Below are 24,848 nucleotides of genomic sequence, written 5' to 3' on the forward strand. Positions count from 1 at the left end.
CTCCGACACGCTGACCGCCCGGCCGGCGCTGGAGCTGCGGCTCGCCTGACCTCCGTCCCACCACCACCGGGGACCGGGGGCGGGCAGCCGCCCGCCCCCGGTCCCACCAGTCAGAGCCGGGCCAGCGCCCGGCGCAGCGGGTCGAGGCCGAGCGCGCCCAGGTCGAGGGCCTGCCGGTGGAACTCCTTGAGGTCGAAGTCGGCGCCCTTGCGGGCCTTCGCCTCCTCCCGGGCCTGCAACCAGATCCGCTCGCCCACCTTGTACGAGGGCGCCTGCCCCGGCCAGCCCAGGTAACGGTTCAACTCGAAGCGCAGGTTCTCGTCCGGCACCCGGCAGTGCGCCCGCATGAACTCCCAGCCCAGCTCCGGCGTCCAGCGCTCGCCGGGGTGGAAGCCGAACGGGTTGTCCCGCGGGATCTCCAGCTCCAGGTGCATGCCGATGTCGACGATCACCCGGGCCGCCCGGAATGCCTGCCCGTCGAGCATGCCGAGCTTGTCGCCCGGATCCTCCAGGTAGCCCAGCTCGTCCATCAGCCGCTCGGAGTAGAGCGCCCAGCCTTCGCCGTGCCCGGAGACCCAGCAGAGCAGCCGCTGCCAGCGGTTGAGCAGCTCGGCGCGGACCGCCGTCTGCGCCACCTGGAGGTGGTGACCCGGCACGCCCTCGTGGTAGACCGTGGTCACCTCCCGCCAGGTGGAGAAGTCGGTGATGCCCTGCGGCACCGCCCACCACATCCGCCCCGGGCGGGAGAAGTCCTCGCTGGGCCCGGTGTAGTAGATCGCGCCGTCGCTGGTCGGGGCGAGACAGCACTCGATCTTGCGGACCTGCTCGGGGATGTCGAAGTGGGTGCCGTGCAGCTCGGCGATCGCCTTGTCGGCCAGCGCCTGCATCCAGTCCCGGAACGCCTCCTTGCCCTGGATGGTCCGGGCCGGGTCGGCGTCGAGCGCACTCACGGCCTCGTCGACGGTCGCGCCGGGGCCGACGATCCGCCCGGCCACCGCCCGCATCTCGGCCTCCAGCCGGGCCAGCTCCGCGAACCCCCAGGCGTACGTCTCGTCGAGGTCGACCTTCGCGCCGAGGAAGTACTGCGAGGCCAGCTCGTACCGCTCCCGGCCGGCGGCCTGCCGGTCCCGCCCGTGCGGGGCCAGCTCGGTGCGGAGGAACTGCCCGAACTCGGCGGTCGCCGCGGTGGCCGCCGCGGCGCCCCGGCGCAGCTCCGCGCCGAGCGTGCCCTCCACCCCGAGCCGCTCCACCAGCCCGTGGAAGAAGTTGTCACCGTTCGGGTCGGTCCAGATGTCGCACTGCTTGGCGACCTCGACCAGCTGCACCTTCGAGCTGACGTGGCCGGCGGCGGCCGCCTCGCGCAGGGTGGTCTTGTAGCCCTCCAGCGCGCCGGCGAACCGGTTGAGCCGGGTGGCGACGTTGGCCTGGGCCGCCTCGCCCTCGGTGGGCATCAGGTCGAAGACCATCCGGATCTCGTGCAGCCCGCTGGCGATGACGTTGACCTCGCTGGTCACCTCGCCGGCCTCGTACCGGGCGAGGTCCAGGCCGAGGCGCTCCTGCATGGCCTCCTTGGCGGTCCGTTCCGCCTCGGACTGGGGCTCCGCCACGTCCAGGTCGGTCAGCGTCCGCCGGGTCAGCTCGGCCCGGGCCGCGTACCCGTCGGGGGAGAGGTCGTCGAGCTGGTCGTCGTAGCCGGAGATGCCGACGTAGGTGGCGCCGGTCGGGCTCAGCGGCGCCCAGTCGGCCACGTACTGGTTCGCGAGGTCATCGATTCGTCCCACGTGCGAACCCTACGTGACCGACTGGTGCGGATGTCGACCGTGTTTGCCGTGTTCAGCGGAGCAGTTCGGCCCGGCTGCACACCTCCTCGGCCGGTCGACGCCGCCAATGCAAGGCGGTTGCTGTGGCGGTCGACACGGCGTCCGATTTTCGCGGGACTTCGTCGTACGGCTGCGGCAGAGTGCAAGGGGTGATGGCCCACACCACTCCTGACCGCACGGCGCTGCGTAGCTGGCTGCCGGGTTTCCTCGCGCTCGCCGCGATCTGGGGTTCCAGTTTCCTGTTCATCAAGGTCGGGGTCGAGGAGCTGCACCCGCTGCACCTCACCCTCTACCGGGTCGCGACCGGCGCGCTGACCCTGCTGGTGGTGCTCGCCCTGCTCCGCGACCGACTGCCGCGCGAGCCGCGGGTCTGGGCGCACCTGGTGGTGGTCGCCGCGTTCGGGGTGGCGATCCCGTTCACCCTCTTCGGCTTCGGTGAGCAGCGGGTCGAGTCGATGCTCGCGGGCATCTGGAACGCCACCACTCCGCTGATCGTGCTGCCGCTGGCGGTGCTGGTCTTCCGTACCGAGCGGCTGACCGCCCGGGCGGCGGTCGGGCTGGGGCTGGGTTTCCTCGGCGTGCTGGTGGTGCTCGGCGTCTGGGAGGGGGTGGGCGGCGCCCACTTCACCGGCCAGCTGATGTGCTTCGGCGCGGCCGCCTGCTACGGCGTGGCCATTCCGTACCAGAAGAAGTTCATCGCCGGCAGCTCCCACTCCGGGCTCTCCCTGTCGGCGGCGCAGCTGCTGGTCGCCACCGCGCAGCTGGCCGTGGTCGCGCCGCTGGTGGCCGGCGCCCCGCCGGTGCCGACCCGGCTCTCGCTCGACGTGCTGGCCAGCGTGCTGGCTCTCGGCGCGCTCGGCACCGGGTTGGCCTTCGTGATCAACCTGCGCAACATCCGGATCGCCGGGGCGAGCACCGCCTCCACCGTGACGTACCTGATCCCGGTCTTCGCGGTGCTGATCGGCGCGGTGGTCCTCGACGAGCGGCTGAACTGGCACCAGCCGGTCGGCGCGCTGGTGGTGCTGCTCGGGGTCGCCGTGGCACAGGGCCTGGTCGGCCGCCGTCGGCCCCGCACCGCGGTCGCCGCCGGCACGCCCGCGGTGCCGGCCGCCGAACCGGCCGCCGAGCCCGCCGGTCGCTGAGCTCGGCCGGGGTCAGGACCGGCCGTGGGAGCCGGTCCACTTCAGCAGGCGGTCCGCCGTCCAGGTGTTGACCACCCGGTCGGCGGGGACGCCGCAGAGCGCCGCCCGCTCGCAGCCGAACCGCTGCCAGTCGAGCTGGCCGGGCGCGTGCGCGTCGGTGTTGATGGCGAACCGGCAGCCGGCCTCCAGCGCCCGGCGGATCAGCCGCTTCGGTGGGTCCTGCCGCTCCGGCCGAGAGTTGATCTCGACGGCCACGTCGTGCTCCGCGCAGGCCGCGAAGACCGCGTCGGCGTCGAAGTTGCTCTCGGGGCGGGTACGCGCCCGGTGCGCCCGGTCGCCCGGCCCCTTCACCCCGGCCGGCCGGGACGCCACCATCCGCCCGGTGCAGTGGCCGAGGATGTCCAGGTGCGGGTTCGCGACCGCGGCCAGCATCCGCCGGGTCATCTTCGCCCGCTCGTCGTTCAGCCCGCTGTGCACCGAGCCGACCACGACGTCCAGCCGGGCCAGCAGGTCGTCGGACTGGTCCAGCGAGCCGTCGGCGAGGATGTCCACCTCGATGCCGGTGAGGATGCGGAAGCCCTTCGGCAGCGCGTCGTTCACCGCGGCCACGTGGTCGAGCTGCTTGCGCAGCCGGTCGGCGGTCAGGCCCCGGGCCACCTTCAGCCGTGGTGAGTGGTCGGTCAGCACCACGTACCGGTGGCCCAGCTCCACGGCGGCGAGCGCCATCTCCTCGATCGGCGACCCGCCGTCGGACCAGTCGGAGTGGGTGTGGCAGTCGCCGCGCAGCGCGGCCCGCAGCGCGGCGGCCGCGGCGTCCAGGTCGGTGCCCTCGGTGGCGACCAGCCGGCGCAGGTAGACCGGCTCCTCGCCGGCCAGCGACTCGGCGACGCAGCGGGCCGTCACGTCGCCCACCCCGGTCAGCTCGGTGAGCTTCCCGGTGCGGGCCCGCTCGGTGACCTCCTTGGCCGGCAGCGCGGCGAGCGCCGCGGCGGCGGAGCGGAACGCCCGCACCCGGTAGGTGGCCTCGTTGGCCCGTTCCAGCAGGAACGCGATCCGGCGCAGGTCGGCGATGGGGTCCCGAGCGCTCATGCCCTGCAAAATACGCGCCCGCGCCGCCGGTCGCGGGACGACCGGCGGCGCGGGCTGGTGGTGGGAGCGGGGATCAGGAGTACGGCAGCTTCACGACCGACTGGTCGCCGATGCCGAGGGTGGTCGGGTTGACGCCGATCGCCGACCAGACCTCGACCTTGACGGTGCCGTTGGCGAGGTTGCCGAGGGTGCCGACCCCGGAGAGCAGGCCGCTGTTCTGCGTGTAGTGCTCGTAGCCGGGAATCGGATCGGTCGGGAAGTAGCGGTACGTCTCCACCCGGTCGAAGGTGCCGTCGCCGGTCAGGTCGTAGGAGACCCGGGCCTGCACCCCGTTGCCGACCGCCTGGCCGGCGTCGAGGAACAGGTCGAACCCGGTCTGGCCGCCGGACCAGGCGAGGTTCAGGCCGGTGGCGGTGAAGACCGCCGGGTTGTGCGGGGTGCCGTCCCAGTTGGCCCCGCCGGCGCTGGACACCGAGGTGGTGGTGGCGGTGCCGGCCGCCGCGAGTCCGCCGCCGGGGAGCAGGAATCGGGTCGGCGCGTTGCTCGGCGGCGTGGTCGGCTCGGTGGGCGTGGGGCTCGGGCTGGTCGGAGTCGGCGAGGGGGACGGGCTGGTGGTGGTCGGGCTCGGTGAGGGGCTGCTGGTGGTCGGCGTCGGGCTCGGGCTGTCCGTCGGTGGGACGGTCGGGCTCGGGTCGACGCCGCCGGTCGCGTTGCCGCCGCTCCAGGTGTTCGCCCCCGAGGTGGCGGTCTTCCCGGCGGCGACCGTGAGGCGGGTGCCGTCGGAGAAGCTGACCGTCAGCGGTGCGGCGGTGATGTTGCTGGCCACGTAGGTGCGGGCACCGTTGCGGTTGAAGACCGCGGCCAGCGGGTGGTCGGCGGTGACCGACGTGTCGACCTGGCCGAGGGCGGCGAGGTTACGGATCCAGTGGAACGTGTGGGCCCGGCTCTCGCCCTCCTCCGGGGTGTATCCGGGGTTGGCGCGGAGCTTCGTCAGCGCCGCGTCGGGGTCGCCGAGGGCCAGGAACTGCCAGACGATGTCCTGCCAGACGGTGGGCTCCCCGCCGTTGTTGCGCACCAGTTCGGCGTAGTTCGCCCTGTTGTACGCCGGGTGGTAGCCCAGGTAGAGGTGGCCGCCGGTGACCGGCAGCATGTTGATGCCCTGGATCATCTCCGGGTCGGCGCTGAACCAGGTGGCGTACGCACCGCCGTCACCCCAGACCATCCCGACCGTGGAGTGCCCGAAGTTCTCCGGGAAGTTCTGGTCGTCGGCGTCGAACCAGTACTCCTGGATCGCCGCCGCCTGGGTGGTGTAGATGAACACACCGGCGTCCCGGACGGCGGTGTTGCCGGTCGCCTGTCCCCACTGGATGAGGGCGTTGGCGAAGTTCATCCCCTCGGACGACGACTCCTGGTTGTTGCCGGCGTTGAACGAGCCGTGCCCGGAGGCCCAGTCGTGCCCGGCGTAGATGTCGAAGTCCCGCAGGTACGGGAAGCGGTTGTCGGCGCGGCTGTAGTTGTTGGCGTCCCGGATGAGCAGGTCGACCATGCCGCCGTACTGGGCGTTCGAGGCCCACGCCGGGTCGAACTTGGCCAGCGTGGCGGCGGCGGCGACGAAGTAGCCGTAGTGGAAGTGGTGGTCGTTGAGCTCCTGGTCGGACCCGTACGACGCCGGGTAGCCGATCAGGGAGCCCCAGTTGCGGTCGTAGTAGAAGACCCGGGCGGTCTTGCCCGGCGTGGCGGTGAACCAGTCGGTCAGCGTGCTCCGGATGGCGTTCAGTGCCGCGTCGCGGGTCTGCGTGTCACCGACCTGGTCGGCGATCTCGGCGATCCGGGCGGCCCGGCCGAGGCCCTTGCCGGTCCAGTAGGTGTCGCCGCCCCGCTGGTCCATCGGGTTGCCGCGCAACGCCGCCAGCTGGTCCTTGAGCTGGGCCAGGTCGGCCCCGGCGCCGGTGCCGACGGCCGGCAGTTCCGGCAGTACGCCGCGGAACTTCATCGCGGTGCGGAACTCGGTCACCCCGGCGAGCACCTTCATCCGGCCGCGGGCGGACGGGTAGCTGGCGCCGAGTGGGGTCGAGCCGGTCAGCGCCTTCCACTGGTGCGGGTAGAGGCTCACCACGGTCTGTGTGGCGGTGCCCTCCCGGGCCGTGGTGGTGAAGGCGTACGTGGTGTTCACCGTGCTGGTCGCGGTGTTGTAGGAGTACGACACCCGGGTCCCGGTGACGTGGGCGTGGGCGTACCGGCCGTAGCTGGCGGCCAGCTCGGCCCGGGCCGCGGCGTCGGTGGTCGGGGTGGTGGGCAGCAGGGCCACCGAGAAGTAGCCCTTCCCGGCCAGGGTGGAGGTGATCCGGCCGCCGCTGACCGTCCAGCTCGCGCCGGTCGGGGCGTAGGCGACGTAGTCGTGGCCCTTGACGGTGAAGCCGATGGTGGCGCCGCTGTTGGACCAGACCGTGGGGCTGCCGCCGGTCGGGTTGATGTTCGCTTCGCCGCCGCTGGTCTGGAAGTACGCGAACGGGAGCCCGTGGCCGATGGTGGCCCGCAGGGTGCGGACGCCGTCGCTCCAGTACGGGCTGACCGTCCAGTCGGTCCAGTCGTCGACCTTGACGGTCGGGACGCCGAGCGCGGTCACGCCGACCCTGAAGTCCTCGGAGTAGGCGAACTTGTACTCGCCGACGCCGGTCGCGGTGCCGCTGATGGCGGCGGTGGACGGGGCCGAGAAGCCGAGACCGTCACTGAACGCCTGGTAGGAGACGGGGTGGGCGTGCAGCGGCTCGCTGTAGGAGCAGTTGGTCTTCTTCCACAGCAGCGACGACCACCAGTCGTTGGTGGGGATCGGGCCGGCCGGCGCGTTGGCGGTGGCGTACTGCCGGGGGTTGGTGGACATCTCGCCGCAGCCGGCGGGGAGCGGGCCCACCTGGTCGGTGGTGTAGCTGCCGGCGCCGACGGTTGCGGCCTCGGCGGGGGTGGTGGCGGCGGTGAAGGTCAGGCCGCCGACGAAGACGGCCAGGGCGGTGGTGGTGGCGAGCACCCAGGGGGCGCGGCGGTGTGGGACGGGAGGTGTCATCTTTCCTCCAGCGCGGTCGGTGTCATCGGGGCCGAGCGCGCGGTTCGTCGGAATTAGGGAGGTTAGTTACTTGAGAGAGCGCTCTCTCACGCGGACGTTAACCGACCGGTAAGACTCACGTCAATGTGTCGATCAGATGGCGTACGCGTTGCTCGGCCCGACGGCCGGGGCGGTCAGCCCGCCCCGGAGTTGGTGCGCGGGGCCTTCGGGCAGCCGTGATCACGCTCCCATGTGGTCACCTCGGCGACCGGGGACCGGTTGCCGCGCTTCCGCCAGGAGTCCAGATACTTCGCCGGCCACACCACGCCCCGGCGGATCCACCAGTCGTCGTGCCCCGAGCACTTCGGCGAGAGCCCGAAGTGGAGGTGGCAGACATTGTTCGCGTTGCCCGTCCGACCCACCCGGCCGAGCTGCTGCCCGGCCCGCACCCGCACCCCCGCGTCGATACCCGCGCTGATCGCGCTCAGGTGCGAGCCGTAGTAACGCACCCCGTCGTCGCCGAGCAGCGAGACCGAGAGTCCGCCGTTGAACGGCCCCAACGGCCCCCGCCGGTCGAACCGATCCACCCTGCTCACCTCAAGGACCGTGCCGTCGGTGACCGCCACGACCGGCTCCCCGCAGTCGGCGAAGATGTCCGTCCCCGGGTATCCCGAGTGGGTCGGGTGGTAGTCGACGTCGTCGGCGCGGACCGGGAAGACCCGCCGCAGGTCCGTCCGGGTCGGCGTGGGCGACGGGGCCGGCGTGGCCCCGGTCCCCGCCGGCGGGGTGGGCGGGACGGCCGGCTGCTCCGCCGTGGCCACCGCGCTCGGACCGTCCCAGACCACACTCGGTGCGGCGGCCGGCCGCTCGGCCGGCCCGCAGCCGCCGAGCAGCGCCGGCGCGAGCAGCAGCAGGACGGGGTACGCCGGACGCGCGCGACGGCGGCCGGTCGGTCGGGAGGACATTCGGACATCCTGACAGACGGATACGGTGGGAGGGTCCCCGGTGAGCACCACCGTCCGTGAACGGGAGCAGTGACGGCGATGAACGGTCAGCCCGCCCGCCCGGCGCAGCCGGCGGCCGGTCCCGCTCAGCTGGCGCGTACCCCCTCGGGGCTCTTTCCGGCCGGGCCGCCGCGCCGGCCCGCCTGGCGCGAACCGCACCCGGTCACCGGCGCCGGGGTGGCCGCCGGCGCGGCGCTCGCCGCGGCCTGGCTGGTGCTGTTCGGCCTGCTCGGCCGAGACGTCGGCGGCTACGCCTGGTGGACCCTGGTCGCCGGTGGGCTGGCCTGGCTGGCCGCCCTGGCGCTGGTCCGGTACGGCGACCGGGGGGTCGCCACCGGTGTCGCCATCGTCACCGCGGGTGGTTGGAGCATCGCGTTCGCGGTGGTCGTGGTCCGCTGGGCGACCAGCGGGAACTGGCCCCTGTGGTGACGTAGGGTCGTCGTCAGGCTGCGGAACGAACGCCACTTGACGTACCCGCTGTGACTGGGCACGCTTCCCGTATGGCTTGGACCACCCCGCGGCTCGATCCCGAGCGAAGCCGTCGTCGCCTGCAGATTCTCGCCGAGCTGGCGGGAGCCCGGGCGGTACGACAGCGCGACAAGCCGCAGCGGGAGCACACCGAGCGACTGCGCCAGCTCATCGCCACCCGTCGCCGCGTCGCGAGCTGAACCGACTTTTGCAGGATTGGCCGGCCCTTCGGGGCGTTGACCGGTCGCCTGCCGACCCGACCGGTTAACGTGCACGCGTAATGAGTCGGCGTGCTGTGCCGAGGCCTTTGGGGGGACTGTGTCGTACTTCGCTGCCGCCGTGGTGCGTGACGAGGGCAGCTGGAGCGCCGCCGAGGTGAGCCTGCGCGGCGCCACCGATCTCGACGACGTCGCCGAGCGGCTGCGCGACGTCGAGCCGGAGGCCGACCTGTCGCTGCTCTTCGTCGAGGCCGATGACGCGTACCTGGTGATCCTGCGCCTCGACGAGGGGGAGGACCTGCGGGTCTTCGGCTCCGACTCGGCGTACGCCGAGGAGTCCCGGCTGGGCGCCCTGCTCGTCGGTGACCTGAAGACCTCCGTCACCGGGCTCGACGAGGCCGAGGAGCCGCGACCCGCCGCGTCCGGCGACGAGGAGAGCGAGCAGCCGGCCGTCGACCCGGAGGCCGACCCGGTCGGCGACGCGGACATCCTCGCCGACCTGGGCATCCCGTCCCAGCGGCTGCTCCGGCTCAGCGCCCAGGAGGGGATGCTGCCGGCCGACGTCACCGCCGAGGTGTGCCAGGTGCTCGGCTGCGCCGACGAGGTGGAGGAGCTGCGTGAGGTCTGACCCGCCCGGCCTCTCCGGCGGCGGCTCGCCCCTCGCGGGCGCCGCCGAGCCGGCCGACGCGACCGACCCCGCGCTGGAGACCGTACGTCCCGGACAGCCGACCCCGGGCCGCGCGGGCCGGATCGGCCCGGGCGCGCACGAGGGGCTGGCAGACCCGGGCGCCGCCGGTCGCCGGCAGCGGCACGAGCTGTGGATGCGCCGCGCCCTGGAGATCGCCGTCACGGGCCCCGACTCGTCGCCGTCCGGCGCCGAGATCTCGGTGGACGACGTGCCGGTGGGCGCGGTGGTCTACGGCCCGGACGGCACCGAGCTGGCCGTCGGACGTAACGAACGCGAGCTGACCGGGGACCCGACCGCCCACGCCGAGGTGCTGGCGCTGCGCCGGGCCGCCGAGCGGCTCGGCCGGTGGCGGCTGGACGACTGCACCCTGGTGGTGACGCTGGAGCCGTGCACGATGTGCGCCGGCGCGCTGGTGCTGGCCCGGGTCTCGACCGTGGTCTTCGGCGCCTGGGAGCCGAAGACCGGCGCCGCCGGCTCCCTCTGGGACGTGCTTCGCGACCGCCGCCTCAACCACCGCCCCGAGGTCTACGGCGGCATCCTGGAGGCGGAGAACGCCGCCGTCCTCCGCGCCTTCTTCCGCTGACCCCACCCCGCCGGCGTGCCCGCCGGGCGTGTCGCGAGCCGGGAACGATTTCGTGATGAGCGGTATGACTGCGCGTCATGAATATGACCCACAGTCATACCGCTCACGAAGACGACGCCCCGAAGGGTCAGGCGATGGCGGTGTCGAGGGCGATCTCGACCATCTGGCCGAAGGTCTGCTCGCGCTCCTGCGAGGTGGTCTTCTCGCCGGTCTTGATGTGGTCGCTGACCGTGAGGATGGTCAGGGCCCGGGCCCGGAACCTCGCGGCGATCGTGTAGAGCGCCGCGGACTCCATCTCGACGGCCAGCACGCCGTAGTCGGCGAGGGTGTCGTAGAGGTCCGGCCGGTCGGTGTAGAAGGCGTCCGCGGCCAGGATCGGCCCGACCCGCATCTGGATGCCGCGCCGCTCGGCCACCTCGACCGAGGTACGCAGCAGCCCGAAGTCGGCGACCGGGGCGTAGTCGATCAGCCCGTCGAACCGCATCCGGTTCATGTTCGAGTCGGTCGACGACCCGATCGCGGCGACCACGTCGCGCAGCTTGAGCTCCTCGGTCAGGGCGCCGCAGGAGCCGACCCGGATCAGGGTCTTCACGCCGTACTCGTTGATCAGTTCGTGGGCGTAGATGGAGGCGGAAGGCATGCCCATGCCGGAGCCCTGGACGGAGACGTTCACGCCGTTCCAGCGGCCGGTGAAGCCCAGCATGCCCCGGACCGTCGAGTAGCACGTGGCGTCCTCGAGGTAGGTCTCCGCGATCCACTTGGCCCGCAGCGGGTCGCCCGGCATCAGGACCCGCTCGGCGATCTCTCCCGGCTTCGCGCCGATGTGCGTACTCATGACAAAGATCCTGCCAGGCCGGCTCGGGGGATACCGGTTCGGCACCCGGACCCGCGGTCCTGTACCCTCGTCGGCGGTGGCGTGTCCGAGTGGCCTAAGGAGCACGCCTCGAAAGCGTGTGAGGGTTAACGCCCTCCGAGGGTTCAAATCCCTCCGCCACCGCTCGTGAACAGCGAGAACGCCCGGTCGATCCGCGAGGATCGACCGGGCGTTTTCGCGAGTACGGCCTGGGTGGCGGGTCGACCCCGACCCGCCACGGGTCAGGCCGCCGGTAGGCTGGCGTCCCGGTGGGTCAGCTGGTACGTCGCGTCGACGCCGTCCGCCTCCAGCAGCACCGTGACCGGGCCGGCCGGCAGCGTGCACGAGATCGTCCGCTCGACCGCGTAACCCGTCGGGCCGCAGTACCGGATACCCTGCCCGTCGATGACCGACATCCGGGCGTCACCGGTGCCCGACGTACGCGACCAGGTGAAGCTCTCGCGGGCGGCGCGCTCGGCGGCCGGGACGGAGAGACAGACCGCGAAATGGTCCGCGCCCGTGGTCGCCGTGGCGCCGGTCGCGCCGGACGGCAGCACCGGGCAGACCGGCGGGCCGTCGACCCGGGCGAAGCCCAGGGCGTACGAGGCGGTGGGGGAGCCCCCGATCGCGTTCAGCAGGACGGAGAACGGTGCCGCGCCGGTCAGCTCGCAGGTGTACTGGCGCAGCGAGGAGTAGTCGCACACCTGGTCACCGTCGGCGTTCACCACGCTGATCTCCGGGGACGCCGCGCCGATGGCGTCGCCAGCCAACAGCTCGACGACCCGGGCGCCGGTCGGACTCGGCAGCTGAAGGCAGTTGTACTGCCCGGCGGCCTGGAATCCGCCCCGCTGCGGCGCATCCCGCCAGCCGGTGTCGGACACCGGGGTGCAGCCCGACGGTCGCCAGGGCAGCGGCGCGACGGCGTACCGGAAGTCGTTGTCGATGACGGTGCCGGTAGCGCCGCCCTGGAGCACCAGGGTGTACTTCCCGGCGGCGGGGATCTCGCACCAGATGTCGGTGCAGACCTTGAGCCCCGCCGCGTCGTAGACGGTGGCGTACTGCCGGTAGTTGGAGGCGTCCACGGCCCGCACCCGGTACACCCCCGCGGCGGGGACGTCCAGCGTCCGGCAGCGGATGCCGGCCGGGTCGGCCGGCGCCGCGTTGTAGTCGCCCAGGGCGATCGCCGGGCAGCCGACCGCGTCGGAGAGCCGGCGGACCTGCATTCGGTACGTCAGGTCGGTGCTCTCGGCCGCCCACGTCCGCAGGTAGGAGATCACCCGGAACGTCCCTGTGGTGGGCAGCACGCATCCGTCCTGCTCCGACCAGTCGGTGCAGACCTCAACGCCGGACTCGTCCACCAGCCAGGCGGCCGCCTCGTTGTACCGGTCCGGTGCCGTGTAGGTGATCACGCGGTCGCCGGCCACACCCTGGAAGGGCTGGCAGTTCGTCTGCACCTGCGAGATCTGGTGCAGCACGAGCGCGGCCTGCTCCCAGGCCGTGCCGGTGGCCGTGGCGCAGCCGACGTCACCGCCCAGCGGAGTCACCGCCACCTGGTAGTCGATCTCGGTGCCGAAGTCGTTCTGGTTCTGCACGAGCAGTGTGTACGCGCCTGCCGCCGGGAGAGGGCAGGAGCGGGCGTTCGCGTACTCGTCGCAGACCTGTCGGCCGGCCGAGTCGTAGACCGACCACCAGAGGAACTGGTCCTGGAGCTGGTTGAAGCGGACCAGCACCGGCCCAGCCGCGGCTGCGGTCAGCGCGTTGCAGGTCACCTCGTCACGCTGGACGAGTTTCCCGCCACCGACCGCGGCGCCGGGAGCGCCGAAGGGGGCCATCGGCGCCGCCGCGCACCCGGCCGCCTGGGAGATCCGGGGCATCCGCAGCGTGTAGGTGCTCTCGCCGCCGTAGTACTCGCGTAGCAGCAGTCGGTAGGGCCCCGGCCGGCTCAGCGTGCACTCGCGGGCGTCGCGGACCTCGCACAGCGCCTGGTACTGCCCGTCCAGGATCTGCCCCTGCACGTCCCCGGCGCCGCCGGGGTCGGCCAGTCGCAGCACCGAGTTCACCGGCTGGTCGAACTTGTAGCAGTGCGCCGCCGCGCCAGCGGGCAGGGTGTCGGTGATGCCGGGCGAGGCGAAGGAGAAGAAGCCGTCCACCAGCCGGTCGCACTCCGACGGCGTCCGCGTCGACTCCACCGCGAGCGTGTAATTGCCGCTGCCGGTGGGGTACGGCAGCGTCACCGTGATCCGATAGGTGCCGGCCGGCCCGAGCTGGCAGGTGCCGGCGTCGACCCAGAAGTAACAGACCGTCTCGCCGCTGCTGTCGGTCACCTGGGCGCCCACGAAGGTACCGGTGCCCCGGGTCAGCTGGGTGACCAGGACGTCCTGGTCGGCGGTCGTGGTGACGGTCCAGATGTTCTGCTGTTCGTCCACGATGGAAGGGCAGGTCTCGACCTTGCCGAAGGTCAGCTTGCCGCCGCAGGTGCGGGAGCCGGCGGCGACCTTCGGCGACGCCGGGCCGGTCGACCCGGCCGTGCTCTTCGCCGTCGCCGGGGCGGTTGCCTGCTCCGCGGGTGCCGAGGCGGGTGCCGGCGCGCTGGGCGAAGCGAGGGTGGTGCCGGCCGGCGTGGTCGCCGAGGCGGGTGCAGGTCCGATCAGGACGGCCGCGGCGGTGGCGGCGAGGACCGCGAGCAGGGACAGCGGCGAGCGGCCCCTACGGGCGCGGGAATTCGGGCAGGCGGACAGGGTTGCGTCCACATCAACTCCCCCGTGATGTGCCGCGCTACCTGCGCGGGCGACGAATCATTCCATGCTGGTCGATCGCTGGACAATCGGCTTCTCGGCTGGCCCCAGGACCGTTCAGCAGGGGCCGTAGCCCTCGTCGAAGAGGCGGCGGGCCCACTCGGCGTACCCCGCGATGATCTCCCGGACGGTGACCCCGTCGTGCAGGAACAGGTACGCGCGGTCGCCGTTGCGGGCGAGCAGTCCGTCGAACCGGTGCGTTCCGCGCGGGGCGGCCAGCCGGGTCGCCGACGGGTAGCGGTCCCGCACGTCGCTGACCGGGGTGCCGACCGTGATCCCGTCGGGGGTGCTCATCGGGTCGTCCAGCCAGAGCAGCACCAGCCGGTCCTCGACGAAGATCGGGCTGACGTCCTCGTGCCCGGTCAGCGTCGGGCCGCAGGCGTCCACATCGGAGCGGAGTACGCCGCGCCGGCTGAGTTCCTGCTCGGTGTCGCCGAATTCGATACCGCTCAGGCCGTCGAGGTCGACCACCTCGGTGTCGCCGACCGGTCGGGCCGGCACGAGCGGACCCTGCGGCGCCACGCCGCTGCCGGCGATCGACGCGGCGGTCAGCAGCGCAGCAATAAAAGCAAATTGTCGCAATTTCATGGAAGCCCCCAGTCCCCAACGGGACCGGGGCGCTGAGGTTGCTGGTCGTCGCCGGATTGCCGGAATTCCCATTCCTCGGCCAGCTCGTCCCAGTAGTCGGCGGTCAGACCCCGCCGGCCGTGGGTCAGCCAGCCGTCGGTGTGCCGCTCCAGGTGCAGCCCCAACTCGGCGAAGAGGTCGAGCCACGTGCCGGGCTCGGCACCCAGCCGGGCCAGCGCCGCGTTGATCGGCCACTCTGGCCGTGGCAGGGCGAACTCGTCGTCGAACCGCGGCCCCCAGCTCAGGTGTCCGTCGAGCCACACCACCGACGCCTGCCGGCCGGCGCCGCCGGCGAACTCCGCCTCCAGGTACGCCACCGGCCCGCGCCGCGACCAGCGGGCCAGCAGCGCGGCCAGGGCCGGCGCGAGGACCAACGTGAAGGGGTGGTCGACATCCGGCTCGTCGGCCGCGAAGTCCGGCAGCGCGCCGGTCAGCTCCTGCACGAGCTGCGGCGTCATCGGCAGCAGGGCGAAGTCCTGGCGCAGCGCGGCCAGCACCGCGTGGTCCAGGTCGGCGGTCTGCTCCCGCAGCAGCTCGACGTCCGCGACGACCGCGCTGAGCTGGTAACTCATCGGATCCCCCCGCCATCCACAGGCTGTGGATGGAACATGTGTACGACGGATCCGCCGCCCGCCGGTTCCTGGCACCGTACCGGCCCGACCCGCCGGGGCGTACCGGGGAAGAGGCCGGACCGCGGCGGGCCCGGCCCCTTCCCGACAGGTTCGTCACCAGGCGGTCATGTCCGGAAGCTGGTCGACGGAGATGGTCCGCGGATTCGCCATCGCTGTCTTCCACAGGCCGGCGACGTCCTTGCCGCTGCCGGCCCAGTCCCGGGACGCCCAGACCACGAAGTACGGCCAGGCCGGGTCGCTGGACGGGTTGAGCGGGCTGAACGTCTCCGCCACCCCGGCGGTCTTGTTGCTGCCGATCGCCCTGACGGTGCTGAGGTCGCTCGCGCTCTGGAAGTAGTCGGAGGTGACCAGGTCGACGTAGGCGTCCCCCCGGGTACCAGGACGCGAGCGAGGTGCCCTGGCCGCTGGCCATGCATCGGCTGAACCGGTCAAGGAGCACTGATGGGTTGTGCGACGGGCACCGGCGAGGGGAGTTGCGGGCAGGGAGACGACGAAGGGCCGGCCCCGAGTGGGGCCGGCCCTTCGTCGATGCTGCTCAAGCGAGCGGAGGATACGAGATTCGAACTCGTGAGGGTGTAAACCCAACACGCTTTCCAAGTCTGCTCGTCCCCGTACGCGCTTGACCGGGTCGGTTCGCTACCAAGGCGAACTCGACCAGTCGTTCGTCTACGGTCGCCTCCGCACGGTCACGAACGAGACGACAAGTGAGACGAAGACACGAGGGTGGCGTCGCTGCTTGGCCTCGACGCTCATGGGATGTCAGTTCCCGCTGCCGTCGATCCGCGAGAGGTGCGAGCAGGTGCGATCCCCGTCGGGGGAGACCGGCTGGACCTGTCCGCCGGCTGCGCTCACAACTTTGCGACTGCATCCTCGAACTTCTTCGCCTGCGACGGTTTCACCTTCCCGGTCAGCCGCACCAGGATCCGCCTGTCCGCCGGTCGATAGTGGTACTCGGTGCCGAGGATCTGAGCGCCCTTCAGGGCGTCCTGGATGTACGTCGATCGGGCGTCGGCGTCCCCTGCCGTCGCGAACACTTCGACCACCAGGCCGCGGTCGATGCCGTACTTCTCGGCGTCCTTGTCACCTCCCGGCACGTCCGCTGAGGCACGGGAGGTGTACTGCCCAGGGCGACCGAGCTTGTCATTGGGATCAGTGTTCTCGTCCTGCTCGGCGGTATTCGACAGCGGAAGCCCAGCAGCGGTGAGAGCCCCGACCACGTCCTTGGCGCCCATCGCCGGCTTCTCGCTGGGGCTCACGGGGGCGGCCGGCGTCGTGGCACTCGCAACCGTCGCCGGCCCTGCAGCGGCTGGAGGCTGGCTGTTGCCACAGCCTGCCAGAGCGAGGGCCAGAGCAGCGACGGCGCTGGTTGTGGCGAGCTGGGAACGATACAACAGGACTCCTTACGTGACTTGCCACGCAGAGGCCGCGTGGCCTCGCCATGATCCACAATTCGCGTTGGTCACGCCATCGTCCGCGCGGTCGATCATCTTTCGGCTAGTCGACCGACAATCGGTCCGGCTGGTACCACATGTCCCAAGGCGGGAAGCTGCTCCTGGTCGTAGTCCTGGATCTATGGATTGCCGGCAGGGTGGTCGCTGAGGGTTCGACATGCAGGGCGCGAGCCTGTGCCGGTCGTGTTCGGGCTCCTGCGGTTGGGTCCGTTGCTGTACTTCTTTGCTGTACAGGTCACGAGTCGCGGCGACGCTTGGCGCGTTCCGCGCTGATCAGATGAGTAATCATCAAGACAAAGAATGCCAACCACAGTGCGCCGTAGATCACCGACCGTGGCTTCTGCCAACTGCTGGGCATAGCGTCGCTGCTCATCAGGAGAAGACCGGAAAGGCCCACGCACACGACCGCCGACGCCCAGAGCCCAGGACGATGTATCGCTCGACCGAACAGCCTGACCGTCTCGGCGCGTCGGCTACGGACGAACACAACGGCGGCAAGCATGATCGCGGCGAGCGAGACGCCTGCGGTCAGGATGTTCATCCCGAGCCCGACCGCGTCGAAGGTCATCACGGACGCCAGGGTAGCCGGAGGTACCAACTCCCGGCCGTAGTGCGGTTTCGGCCCCACCGCTGCCTGTCATCCCGGGCCCCGATGGTCGTCAAGCCCTGCCGGCAGTCTCGCTGGCACATCTTGACCACTTCGTCCCGAACGCGGATATGCGGCACCGTTCGGTGTCGTCCGACACCGCCTTGCGCTACGACTTGAAGGTCGGATGGTGCTTGCTGTCGTCTCTGCCCGGCCGCTCCTGGTTCTTTCACTGCCTTCTCGCTGCCTCTCCCGCTTCAACTGGACCGTCAGGTCCGTTGCGCCGACGGCCTACGGAGTAAGCCTCCGCTCCGCTTCATCGACCAGCTGTCCGACGCTCAGCAAGTAGTCTCGCAGTGTGGCCAGCACCGGCTTGCCGTGAAGTGGCCCTCCCTCGAAGGCCCAGCTGATCCTCGTCACCGTGTCGCCGTCGCTTACTCGTAGGTCTGGGTAGTCTGCCGCCCGTACGACGATGTTGGTGTCAAAGTGGGCGGCAGTACGCGAGACCAACTCCTTCAGCTCTGCGTTGCGCATCTCTTGCATCGACCGTTGAGCGGACCGGTCCACCTGGGACCACCACGCCGAAAAGTCCAGAGTCCGCTGACCGCCACTCTCGGCGTCGATAGTCCGCGTAACTCCGGCCAGGAGGTCCAGGACGTACGGGATCCGATCACGGAAGGCGACTGTATCGACGCTGTGACGCGCCAAGTCGTTCAGCATGCGCTCCGCCCGAGCAAGGGCAGCACGTGATCTCGGAAGGCTCACCTGTTCATTGTCGGCGCGGCGCCCGGTCTCCGCAGGCTGCGGCAGGCGGGACTCCTGCGGCCAAAGGCGAGAACCCGAGGGACGGAGGATAGAGACCCCTCGTTTGTAAGTTCTGGGCGCTGCGTCCGGCCGGGTCCGCTTACGTCTCTGACGTCGGGCGTTGATCCGTCGCCGGCTGGCTCCGGCTCGCACTGTTCGGGCCCTGTTGCTGTCAGTGTTGCTGTCGACAGCAACAGGGTTGGCGCACCGTAGCTCACGTGTCCGCCTCGCTGAGGCGGCCTTTAAACCTTCTTGGTAGCTGCCTGGTCAACCCAGCGGGCGAGAAGGCTGAACGCTGCCAACTGTTCCAGTGCGAGCTGCTCCTCGCCTCCATCGGCGGGAGGCGGTGTGTGCATGCCGGGATTACGGATGGCCGCATACAGTCCTTCCGCGAATGCTCGTGCTCCCCGGTGGAGACTTCTGTAGGTGTCGCTGCCAGCGAAGCGACGGACGCGCGCCCAGGCGGCGGCGCGTGCGGCCCGTTCAGGGCCGCCTTGAAGACGTACAGAAACTTTGAACAACACGCCGGCGGCGGCCGTGTCCGGTCTCGGGACCTGCGTGCCAGATCGGTATCAGGACCTGCTTAACAGTCCGCCGACCGTTGGTGGAGATGGGCATGATGAAACAGCGATACCGAGCCGTCCAGGACCTGCTGGGCGGACCAACCTTCGCCGGCCGGCGGCACCGGGTGGCTGAGTGTGCCGCCAGCAACGAAAAGCAGGCGAGATGCCGTGACATCTGGTCCACCATGATCCCCGTGAAACCCGCCGAAGCACTGGCCAGGATGCGCGATGCTGCCGCTCTGTGGAGCGTTGGCTACGCCAGTGGCGCTGACCTTGTCGACGCAGCCTGCGACCTGCTGATCACTGGGCACGACGGCCCCAACCTGTCCATGCTCGCCGGCGTGCACTCCCGGCACGCCGACGAAGAAGTCCCCGAGCTACTTGAGGCTGCCCTGCAGGACGTTGGCTTGGACTACCACTCGCCTTGTAGCGAAGGAGGGCAGGAAGCCGCGGTCAGGACCATGGCTGCTCGCGTGCTCGCCGGAGCCCTCGAACCGTTGGACCTGGCGACGTGGGCACACACTACCATCGGTCACGGAACACTGGCCCTTGCCGAACACCTCGTCGAGCTGGACGACGTATACGACACCCTGGAATACACCAACATGACCGAGCAGGACCTGAATGCCGAGATCCTTGCCGAAGCACGCCGGATCGTGGGTGCCCATCCCCTCGTGGAGCCATAGCAGGGCACGGCCTGCGAGAGCCGGCAACGCTAGGTACCAAGTTTTCTAGCCTGAGATGCCATTCAGGTCCCGAGACTGCTTTGTCACGCAGGTCCTGAGACCCGGCACGCCAGCGGCAGCCGGACTGTCCTGTCACGGGAGATGCTTGGCACTCGCGTCCCACCAGATGCTTGGCATGATCCTTTAGGCACGGCGCGGAGGCCCCTCACCGGTCCGTGGCAGGGACGAGCGCATCGCGCTACTGATCGCAGAGTGCGGACACGCAGGTCGGCTTGTCGCGTGGGTAGTGCACACTGCCGGGGGTGAAAATCTCCCGCCCCCAAAAGCTTCTCAAGTCCAAGGATGCCCAACTCCTGCTGACCCTTGGCGTCCTGGCTGTCATCATCACCTGCGGCGCGATCTTCGAAGACGATGACGAGAAGGACAACGCCTCGGCCACGTCGACGAGCGCCTCGGCCTCGACGAGCGCCGCCCCGCAGCAGCTCGTCTCGCTCGCCCCGTCCCCCTCGCCCTCCCTGGCGCGCACCGTCTCGCCGAGCCCGTCGCCGAAGCCGTCGCCGAGCATCTACTACGCCGACTGCGACGCCGTCGCGGACGCCGGCATCTCTGCGCTCGAGAAGGGCGAGCCTGGGTACCGCAAGGCATTGGACCGCAACGGCGACGGCATCGCCTGCGACCTGTTCGACGACCCGGACTACGCCGACGACTCCTCCGGCGGCGACTCCGGCGACGTCTACTACGCGAACTGTTCCGCCGTGCGGGCGGCTGGCGCGGCGCCGCTACACCGCAGCGACCCTGGCTACTCTCGCAAGCTGGACCGCGACGGCGACGGCACCGCCTGCGAGTGACACCGACATGACGAAGCCCCGGCCGGAGAAGCTGGGGCTTCCTCGTTCCGCCTGTGATGCGGCCCCGGCGAGGCAGAGCGCTGCTGCTTTCAGACGACCAGCCCGCCGTCGAATCCCCGACGTGGGATATCTAGACACGCAGGCGGCTGGCCGGTCAGTTGGCGTAGACCGCCGTGGCGTCGTCGCTGCCCTTGTTGCGGGGCCACTTGGTCCCGGTGGGGTCGGCTGCCTCGATGGCGCGGACTCGCCGGATCAGCTCGGTCGGGCCGTGCTGGTCCAGGACGTCGAGCACTCCCTGCCAGTCGAGGAGGTCGAACATCGTGACCAGCCGTGCGGCGCCATCGGTCAGCACCGCTACCCGCTTGACCGCTGTCAGCGGGATCTGGCCGGTGATGGCGTGCGTGACGACCGTGGGATCGGCTGCGGCCACCCAGAACCCTCCTGGCTGGTTCCGCAACGCCAACTCGGCGCGCTTCATCCGCAGCAGCGCTGCCTGCTTCTGGGCGGACCCGAACGGGTAGCGGTTCGCCTCGGCCCTTTCTGCCTGGGCCGTGGTGTCGACCCGGTCATCGTTGAAGACCTCGATGCCGTCGCTGGTGTCGACCACTACGGTCGTGTCACCCAGGACGAGGTACTGCAACGAGTCCTCGGTCAGCCGGATCAGGGCGGTCGTCGCCGACGGGGTGCCGGGATGGTGAAGGTCGCACTCCGGGTGCATCCTCGCGGTGATTCCGATGGCGTCGGTCAGGACGTCACCGAGCTTGCGGTCACCGTCGGCAGCCAGGCCAGTGATGGTGGAATCCCAGCTTCGCCGCGTACCAGGCCACCCCGTGGACACAACCGGTGTCCGTGCGCGCCGTGGCGCCGTCCAGGACGACGATCAGCCCTTGCGCGGCGGCAACCCAGTCCTCGTTGGGGCGCAGCGGGTTACCGGGATCGGTGGAAGTCGCTACGCGCATCAGGCACCGTCGGGGCGGTAGAGCGGTGTCAGCCGCTCGGTGGAGAGAATCTTCCGTCGGTCCTTCGGGTCGTAGACGCACTTGATGACCGTCGAGAACCTGCGGTTCTTCAGCTCCTTGTACAGCTCGGCCAGATTGGTGGCTACGAAGTGGGCAGCGCCGAGCGTGCCTTGAGCATGAGTCCCCGCCAGGTAGAGGAAGCTGCCCTTGCCGTCCGGACGAGGGAGCCGGCCGACGTATCCGTAGTCGGCGGTCTCTCCGCGGTCGCGCGGGGACCGGTAGTCCTGGCCGGTCGTCACGTCGTGGAGGTACCAGCCGTCGTCGTCGACGAGGTAGCGCAGATGCGGGTCCGCCTCCATGACCTGCGCCAGGAACGGCAGCAGCCGTGGGTTCGTCAGCACGATCAGGTTCGACCGGTTCAGGTGCACATGCCCGGGCGGTGGCACCACCTCGTAAGCCGACTCCAAGCCAACGGTGCGGGCCAGCTCCGCCAGCATCTCGTACGCGGTGAACGACTCGACCGACACCACCTCGCCGGGATCGTGCCGGTTCGCCTCCTGCTTGCCGCCGATGGCCACCGTCAGCTTGCCCGCGCCAAGGAACGCACGCTCTGGCCGGACACCCGTGGAGCACGACGCCCGGCACACCGCCGCCACCGCGCTCCTGGTCCTCGGCGTCTCCGGCCGCGCCGTAATGGGCATCATGGGCTGGTCGAACTCGGCGATGGCCGTCCGATACCAGCACATGACCGACCAGGTGCGCCGGGACATCGCCCAGCAGCTCGACGGACTGCTCTGGGGTGACCCGCTCCGCCGGCCGGGGGAGAGCAGCCAAGAACTGCCGCCCGACCGCCCGGAACAGGGCAAGTGAGACGACAACTGAGACGAGAGCGACCGCAGAGACGACTCAGGGCCGGTCCTCGTGGGGGCCGGCCCTGTCGTTCTTCCTGCTCATGCGAGCGGAGGATACGAGATTCGAACTCGTGAGGGTGTAAACCCAACACGCTTTCCAAGCGTGCGCCCTAGGCCTCTAGGCGAATCCTCCGCGAGCCAGGATACAGGTACCCCGGCGGCCGGCCACCCCACCACCCCCTGAAGATCCACGCGAGGTCGGGTAGGCTTGGCGGTACCTCCCGTGCGGCGGTATCTCGTGAACCTCCCCAGGGCCGGAAGGCAGCAAGGATAAGCGAGCTCTGCCGGGTGCACGGGAGGCCTTTTTGTCTCCGGGCGCCGGTACCGTACCTGCGGGTCAGGTCACTCCGGTGGTGGGTGGTCACCCGCGCCTGACCGGCGCAGAATGGCTCGGTCGAGAGGAGGCGGTACGGGTGGCACTGGCGCTCTACCGCAAGTACCGGCCGCGCACCTTCGCCGAGATGATCGGCCAGGAGCAGGTCACCGAGCCGCTGTCACAGGCGCTGCGCAGCGGCCGGCTCAACCACGCCTACCTCTTCTCCGGCCCGCGCGGCTGCGGCAAGACCTCCAGCGCCCGGATCCTGGCCCGCTCGCTCAACTGTGAGCAGGGCCCCACCCCCGAGCCCTGCGGGACGTGCGGGTCCTGCCGCTCGCTGGCCCCCGACGGCGGCGGTTCGATCGACGTCATCGAGATCGACGCGGCCAGTCACGGCGGCGTCGACGACGCCCGGGAGCTGCGCGAGAAGGCCTTCTTCGCCCCGGCCAGCAGCCGCTTCAAGATCTATATCATCGACGAGGCGCACATGGTCTCGTCGGCCGGCTTCAACGCCCTGCTCAAGCTGGTCGAGGAGCCGCCGGAGTACGTCAAGTTCATCTTCGCCACCACCGAGCCGGAGAAGGTCCTCGGCACGATCAAGTCGCGGACCCACCACTACCCGTTCCGGCTGTTCCCGCCGAAGGTGCTCCGGCCGTACCTGGAGCAGCTCACCGAGGCGGAGGGGGTGACCGTCGAGCCGGCGGTCTTCCCACTGGTGGTGCGCGCCGGTGGGGGCAGCATGCGGGACTGCCTCTCCGTGCTCGACCAGCTCATCGCGGGCGCCGGCCCGGAGGGGGTCGGCTACGCCCGGGCCGCCGCGCTGCTCGGCGTGACCGATTCGGCGCTGATCGACGAGATGTGCGACGCGCTCGCCGCTGGGGACGGCGCCGCCGCGTACGCCACCGTCGACCGGGTCGCCGAGGCCGGGCACGATCTGCGCCGGTTCGCCTCGGACCTGCTGGAACGGCTGCGCGACCTGATCGTCCTCCAGCAGGTGCCGGACGCCGCGGCCAAGGGGCTGATCGACGGCCCGACCGACCAGATCGAGCGGATGGCCGCCCAGGCCCAGCGGCTCGGCCCGGGCACCCTGTCCCGCTGCGCCGACATCGTGCACAACGGCCTGGTCGACATGCGCGGCACCACCGCGCCCCGGCTGCTGCTCGAGCTGATCTGCGCCCGGATGATGCTGCCCGGCGCGGACGACTCCACCGGTGGCCTGCTCCAGCGCCTGGAGCGGATGGAACGGCGGCTCACCCTGGGTGCCGCCGAGCTGCCGCCGGCCGCCGCCGGCTCCGCGCCGGTCCCCCCCGCTGCTCAGGTACGCCCCGAGCCCGCCCCCGCCGCACCCCACTCCCCGGCAGCGCCCGTGTCCGGCGCCGCCATCGCGGAGCCCGCCGGCACGGTTCACGGCGGCCCGTCCGCTCCCGCCGGTGCACCGGCTTCGCCGGCCGTGGGCTCCGGCGCTCCGGCTGCCGGTGCGGCCGACCCGGCCCCGACCGCCCCCGCGACACCCCGGCGGGTGCCGCCGGAGGCGGTTATGCGCGACCCGGCCACGCCCGAGCCGCCCCGCCCGGGTGCCGGCGCGCCGAGTGCGCTCGACACCGTCGCAGTACGCCGTGTCTGGCCGGAGGTGGTCGGGAAGGTCAACCGGAGCAACAAGCGGATCGCCGCGCTGATGCGCGACGCCGTCGTCCGGGACCTGGACGGCGACACGCTGGTGCTGACCGTCAAGTCGTCGGTGCTGGCCAAGATGATGTCCGACCACGCCGCGGTGCTCACCGACGCGCTCTACGAGGAGCTGGGTGGGCGTTGGCAGATCCGTTGCGAGGTCGCCGGCGAACGCGGCGGTACGTCGCTGGGCGGGCCGCCCCGGTCCGCTCCGCCTCGACCCGCGCCCGCCCCGACCCCCGCGTCCGCCCCGCCCGCTGACGGCCCGGCCGCCCGCAGCGGCCCGACCGGTTCTTCCGGTCCTGCCGTACCTGGTGCCGCCGGTCCTGCCGCACCCGGTGCCCACGGTCCTGCCGCACCCGGCGCCGCCGGTCCTGCCGCACCGGGTGCCCACGGTTCTACCGGACCCGCCACCGCCGGTCCTGACGCGAACGGTTCCGCCGGCGGTGGCGCCCACGGTTCCGCTGGTGGCCGCCCCGCCGGTCCCTCCGGTGGCGGCTCGAACGGTTCCTTCGGAGCTGCCCACGGTTCGTCCGGAGGTGGCGCGGTCGGCTCGGCCGGGGCCGGATCGAGCGGTCCGTCCGCCGGTGCGATGACCGGCTCCCCGGGCGGTGGACCGGTGGGCGTGGCTCCGAGCACCGCCGTCGGTTCCGGTCCGGCTGGTCCCGCCGCTGGTGGTCCGGTGGGCGCGACCGCCCGTGGCCCGGCCGGTGGGGCAGCGCGCCCCGACGCGTCCGGCACGGGTCGGACCGGTGGCCCCGATGCCGGCGGCTCCGATGCTGACGACGACGACTGGCCGGAGCCGGCCCGTCCCGGTGGCGGTGCCGACGATGGCTGGCCCGAGGCAGCCCGCCCCGGTGGCACGGCGACCGGGGCGGCGAGCGCCGACGACTGGCCCGAACCGGCCCGCCCCGGCGGCGCGACGGCCACCGCCACCACGGCCACCGCCACCACGGGTGCCGCGACCACGGGTGCCGCGACTGCGACCACCACGCCTGCTCCGGCGCCCGCCGCGCCGGCCGTACCGAAGCCGGCCGGACCACGGGCGACGCCGCCCTCGGCCGGCCCCGGCGGCGCGCCGGTGAGCAGTGCGATCG

At 71.3% G+C, this 24,848-nt stretch carries 22 protein-coding genes, 2 tRNA genes, 1 other RNA gene and 1 pseudogene; 11 read left to right on the plus strand and 15 right to left on the minus strand.

The window, feature by feature from the left end; genetic code table 11:
- Window positions 1-110 precede the first annotated feature (110 nt).
- Window positions 111-1,781: a DUF885 domain-containing protein gene (locus tag V6U81_RS26385; protein WP_334493170.1), complete on the minus strand. Its 1,671-nt coding sequence runs from the start codon at window positions 1,779-1,781 to the stop codon at window positions 111-113.
- A 191-nt stretch (window positions 1,782-1,972) separates the two neighbouring features.
- On the opposite strand from V6U81_RS26385, the gene V6U81_RS26390 reads away from it, so the two are divergent.
- Window positions 1,973-2,962, plus strand: coding sequence for a DMT family transporter (locus V6U81_RS26390; RefSeq protein ID WP_334493219.1), 990 nt, complete (start codon window positions 1,973-1,975; stop codon window positions 2,960-2,962).
- Window positions 2,963-2,974: 12 nt separating this feature from the next.
- Here the strand turns inward: V6U81_RS26390 and V6U81_RS26395 are convergent, their stop codons facing one another.
- The 3 genes from V6U81_RS26395 to V6U81_RS26405 form a co-directional block, all read right to left on the minus strand.
- Window positions 2,975-4,051: a PHP domain-containing protein gene (locus V6U81_RS26395; protein WP_334493172.1), complete on the minus strand. Its 1,077-nt coding sequence runs from the start codon at window positions 4,049-4,051 to the stop codon at window positions 2,975-2,977.
- A gap of 73 nt (window positions 4,052-4,124) precedes the next feature.
- Window positions 4,125-7,112, minus strand: coding sequence for a glycosyl hydrolase (locus V6U81_RS26400; RefSeq protein WP_334493175.1), 2,988 nt, complete (start codon window positions 7,110-7,112; stop codon window positions 4,125-4,127).
- Window positions 7,113-7,285: 173 nt separating this feature from the next.
- Window positions 7,286-8,056: a M23 family metallopeptidase gene (locus V6U81_RS26405; RefSeq protein ID WP_334493178.1), complete on the minus strand. Its 771-nt coding sequence runs from the start codon at window positions 8,054-8,056 to the stop codon at window positions 7,286-7,288.
- A gap of 78 nt (window positions 8,057-8,134) precedes the next feature.
- On the opposite strand from V6U81_RS26405, the gene V6U81_RS26410 reads away from it, so the two are divergent.
- The 4 genes from V6U81_RS26410 (at window position 8,135) to V6U81_RS26425 (ending at window position 10,052) form a co-directional block, all read left to right on the plus strand.
- Entirely contained in the window at window positions 8,135-8,524 is a 390-nt protein-coding gene (locus tag V6U81_RS26410; protein WP_334493180.1) for a hypothetical protein, read from the plus strand.
- Window positions 8,525-8,595: 71 nt separating this feature from the next.
- Window positions 8,596-8,763, plus strand: a complete 168-nt coding sequence (locus V6U81_RS26415; protein ID WP_334493183.1) for a hypothetical protein — start codon at window positions 8,596-8,598, stop codon at window positions 8,761-8,763.
- A gap of 118 nt (window positions 8,764-8,881) precedes the next feature.
- Complete coding sequence (locus V6U81_RS26420; RefSeq protein ID WP_334493186.1) at window positions 8,882-9,409, plus strand: tRNA adenosine deaminase-associated protein; 528 nt, start codon at window positions 8,882-8,884, stop codon at window positions 9,407-9,409.
- Between the two features lie 193 nt (window positions 9,410-9,602).
- Window positions 9,603-10,052: a nucleoside deaminase gene (locus V6U81_RS26425; protein WP_334493222.1), complete on the plus strand. Its 450-nt coding sequence runs from the start codon at window positions 9,603-9,605 to the stop codon at window positions 10,050-10,052.
- A gap of 127 nt (window positions 10,053-10,179) precedes the next feature.
- On the opposite strand, the gene deoD is transcribed toward V6U81_RS26425, so the two are convergent.
- Window positions 10,180-10,887: a purine-nucleoside phosphorylase gene (gene deoD, locus V6U81_RS26430; RefSeq protein ID WP_334493187.1), complete on the minus strand. Its 708-nt coding sequence runs from the start codon at window positions 10,885-10,887 to the stop codon at window positions 10,180-10,182.
- A gap of 75 nt (window positions 10,888-10,962) precedes the next feature.
- On the opposite strand from deoD, the gene V6U81_RS26435 reads away from it, so the two are divergent.
- Window positions 10,963-11,049 (plus strand) — tRNA-Ser (locus V6U81_RS26435).
- Window positions 11,050-11,147: 98 nt separating this feature from the next.
- Here V6U81_RS26435 and V6U81_RS26440 read toward each other — a convergent pair.
- The 7 genes from V6U81_RS26440 to V6U81_RS29260 all read right to left on the minus strand — a co-directional run bounded on the left by V6U81_RS26440 (window position 11,148) and on the right by V6U81_RS29260 (window position 18,324).
- Window positions 11,148-13,655, minus strand: a complete 2,508-nt coding sequence (locus V6U81_RS26440; protein ID WP_334493190.1) for a hypothetical protein — start codon at window positions 13,653-13,655, stop codon at window positions 11,148-11,150.
- A gap of 102 nt (window positions 13,656-13,757) precedes the next feature.
- On the minus strand, window positions 13,758-14,252 hold the full coding sequence (locus V6U81_RS26445) for a hypothetical protein (RefSeq protein ID WP_420884092.1): 495 nt from the start codon (window positions 14,250-14,252) through the stop codon (window positions 13,758-13,760).
- A 32-nt stretch (window positions 14,253-14,284) separates the two neighbouring features.
- Window positions 14,285-14,899 (minus strand): hypothetical protein, encoded by a 615-nt coding sequence (locus tag V6U81_RS26450; RefSeq protein WP_334493196.1) that lies wholly within the window; start codon window positions 14,897-14,899, stop codon window positions 14,285-14,287.
- Between the two features lie 153 nt (window positions 14,900-15,052).
- Window positions 15,053-15,391, minus strand: a complete 339-nt coding sequence (locus V6U81_RS26455) for a hypothetical protein (protein WP_334493199.1) — start codon at window positions 15,389-15,391, stop codon at window positions 15,053-15,055.
- A gap of 416 nt (window positions 15,392-15,807) precedes the next feature.
- The gene (locus tag V6U81_RS26460; RefSeq protein WP_334493201.1) at window positions 15,808-16,191 is read right to left on the minus strand and encodes a hypothetical protein; all 384 of its coding nucleotides are present in this window, start codon (window positions 16,189-16,191) and stop codon (window positions 15,808-15,810) included.
- Between the two features lie 454 nt (window positions 16,192-16,645).
- Window positions 16,646-16,981 (minus strand): hypothetical protein, encoded by a 336-nt coding sequence (locus V6U81_RS26465; protein WP_334493203.1) that lies wholly within the window; start codon window positions 16,979-16,981, stop codon window positions 16,646-16,648.
- Between the two features lie 1,061 nt (window positions 16,982-18,042).
- Window positions 18,043-18,324: a TIGR02391 family protein gene (locus V6U81_RS29260; RefSeq protein WP_420884091.1), complete on the minus strand. Its 282-nt coding sequence runs from the start codon at window positions 18,322-18,324 to the stop codon at window positions 18,043-18,045.
- 86 nt (window positions 18,325-18,410) lie between these two features.
- Between V6U81_RS29260 and V6U81_RS26470 the strand changes: the two genes are divergently transcribed.
- Window positions 18,411-19,049, plus strand: a complete 639-nt coding sequence (locus tag V6U81_RS26470; protein WP_334493206.1) for a hypothetical protein — start codon at window positions 18,411-18,413, stop codon at window positions 19,047-19,049.
- Window positions 19,050-19,351: 302 nt separating this feature from the next.
- On the plus strand, window positions 19,352-19,897 hold the full coding sequence (locus tag V6U81_RS26475) for an excalibur calcium-binding domain-containing protein (RefSeq protein ID WP_334493208.1): 546 nt from the start codon (window positions 19,352-19,354) through the stop codon (window positions 19,895-19,897).
- Between the two features lie 154 nt (window positions 19,898-20,051).
- Here V6U81_RS26475 and V6U81_RS26480 read toward each other — a convergent pair whose 3' ends face one another.
- Both V6U81_RS26480 and V6U81_RS26485 read right to left on the minus strand, forming a co-directional pair.
- Complete coding sequence (locus tag V6U81_RS26480) at window positions 20,052-20,735, minus strand: hypothetical protein (protein ID WP_334493211.1); 684 nt, start codon at window positions 20,733-20,735, stop codon at window positions 20,052-20,054.
- A gap of 120 nt (window positions 20,736-20,855) precedes the next feature.
- The gene (locus tag V6U81_RS26485) at window positions 20,856-21,434 is read right to left on the minus strand and encodes a sigma-70 family RNA polymerase sigma factor (RefSeq protein WP_334493213.1); all 579 of its coding nucleotides are present in this window, start codon (window positions 21,432-21,434) and stop codon (window positions 20,856-20,858) included.
- Window positions 21,435-21,486: 52 nt separating this feature from the next.
- Here V6U81_RS26485 and V6U81_RS26490 point away from each other — a divergent pair.
- A pseudogene (locus V6U81_RS26490) lies at window positions 21,487-21,726 on the plus strand (tyrosine-type recombinase/integrase); the annotation flags it as partial.
- 89 nt (window positions 21,727-21,815) lie between these two features.
- Here V6U81_RS26490 and V6U81_RS26495 read toward each other — a convergent pair.
- Window positions 21,816-21,900 (minus strand) — tRNA-Ser (locus tag V6U81_RS26495).
- An 82-nt stretch (window positions 21,901-21,982) separates the two neighbouring features.
- Here V6U81_RS26495 and ffs point away from each other — a divergent pair.
- Together ffs and V6U81_RS26505 are read left to right on the plus strand one after the other, a co-directional pair.
- Window positions 21,983-22,072: signal recognition particle sRNA small type (ffs, locus tag V6U81_RS26500), an RNA gene on the plus strand.
- 108 nt (window positions 22,073-22,180) lie between these two features.
- Window positions 22,181-24,848, plus strand: a 2,668-nt coding sequence (locus tag V6U81_RS26505) for a DNA polymerase III subunit gamma and tau (protein WP_334493216.1), incomplete at its 3' end; no start/stop codon positions are given.

The organism is Micromonospora lacuserhaii (assembly GCF_036902735.1).
In the GTDB taxonomy this organism is placed as follows: Bacteria; Actinomycetota; Actinomycetes; order Mycobacteriales; family Micromonosporaceae; genus Micromonospora.

What these genes read in the sequence shown, in the direction of transcription:
- V6U81_RS26410 (WP_334493180.1), top strand. Translation starts at nt 8,135, where the DNA reads ATGAACGGTCAGCCCGCCCGCCCGGCGCAGCCGGCGGCCGGTCCCGCT.
- V6U81_RS26405 (WP_334493178.1), bottom strand. Translation starts at nt 8,056, where the DNA reads ATGTCCTCCCGACCGACCGGCCGCCGTCGCGCGCGTCCGGCGTACCCC.
- V6U81_RS26470 (WP_334493206.1), top strand. Translation starts at nt 18,411, where the DNA reads ATGGGCATGATGAAACAGCGATACCGAGCCGTCCAGGACCTGCTGGGC.
- V6U81_RS26460 (WP_334493201.1), bottom strand. Translation starts at nt 16,191, where the DNA reads ATGGGCGCCAAGGACGTGGTCGGGGCTCTCACCGCTGCTGGGCTTCCG.
- V6U81_RS26395 (WP_334493172.1), bottom strand. Translation starts at nt 4,051, where the DNA reads ATGAGCGCTCGGGACCCCATCGCCGACCTGCGCCGGATCGCGTTCCTG.
- deoD (WP_334493187.1), bottom strand. Translation starts at nt 10,887, where the DNA reads ATGAGTACGCACATCGGCGCGAAGCCGGGAGAGATCGCCGAGCGGGTC.
- V6U81_RS26400 (WP_334493175.1), bottom strand. Translation starts at nt 7,112, where the DNA reads ATGACACCTCCCGTCCCACACCGCCGCGCCCCCTGGGTGCTCGCCACC.
- V6U81_RS26425 (WP_334493222.1), top strand. Translation starts at nt 9,603, where the DNA reads ATGCGCCGCGCCCTGGAGATCGCCGTCACGGGCCCCGACTCGTCGCCG.
- V6U81_RS26415 (WP_334493183.1), top strand. Translation starts at nt 8,596, where the DNA reads ATGGCTTGGACCACCCCGCGGCTCGATCCCGAGCGAAGCCGTCGTCGC.
- V6U81_RS26390 (WP_334493219.1), top strand. Translation starts at nt 1,973, where the DNA reads ATGGCCCACACCACTCCTGACCGCACGGCGCTGCGTAGCTGGCTGCCG.
- V6U81_RS26450 (WP_334493196.1), bottom strand. Translation starts at nt 14,899, where the DNA reads ATGAGTTACCAGCTCAGCGCGGTCGTCGCGGACGTCGAGCTGCTGCGG.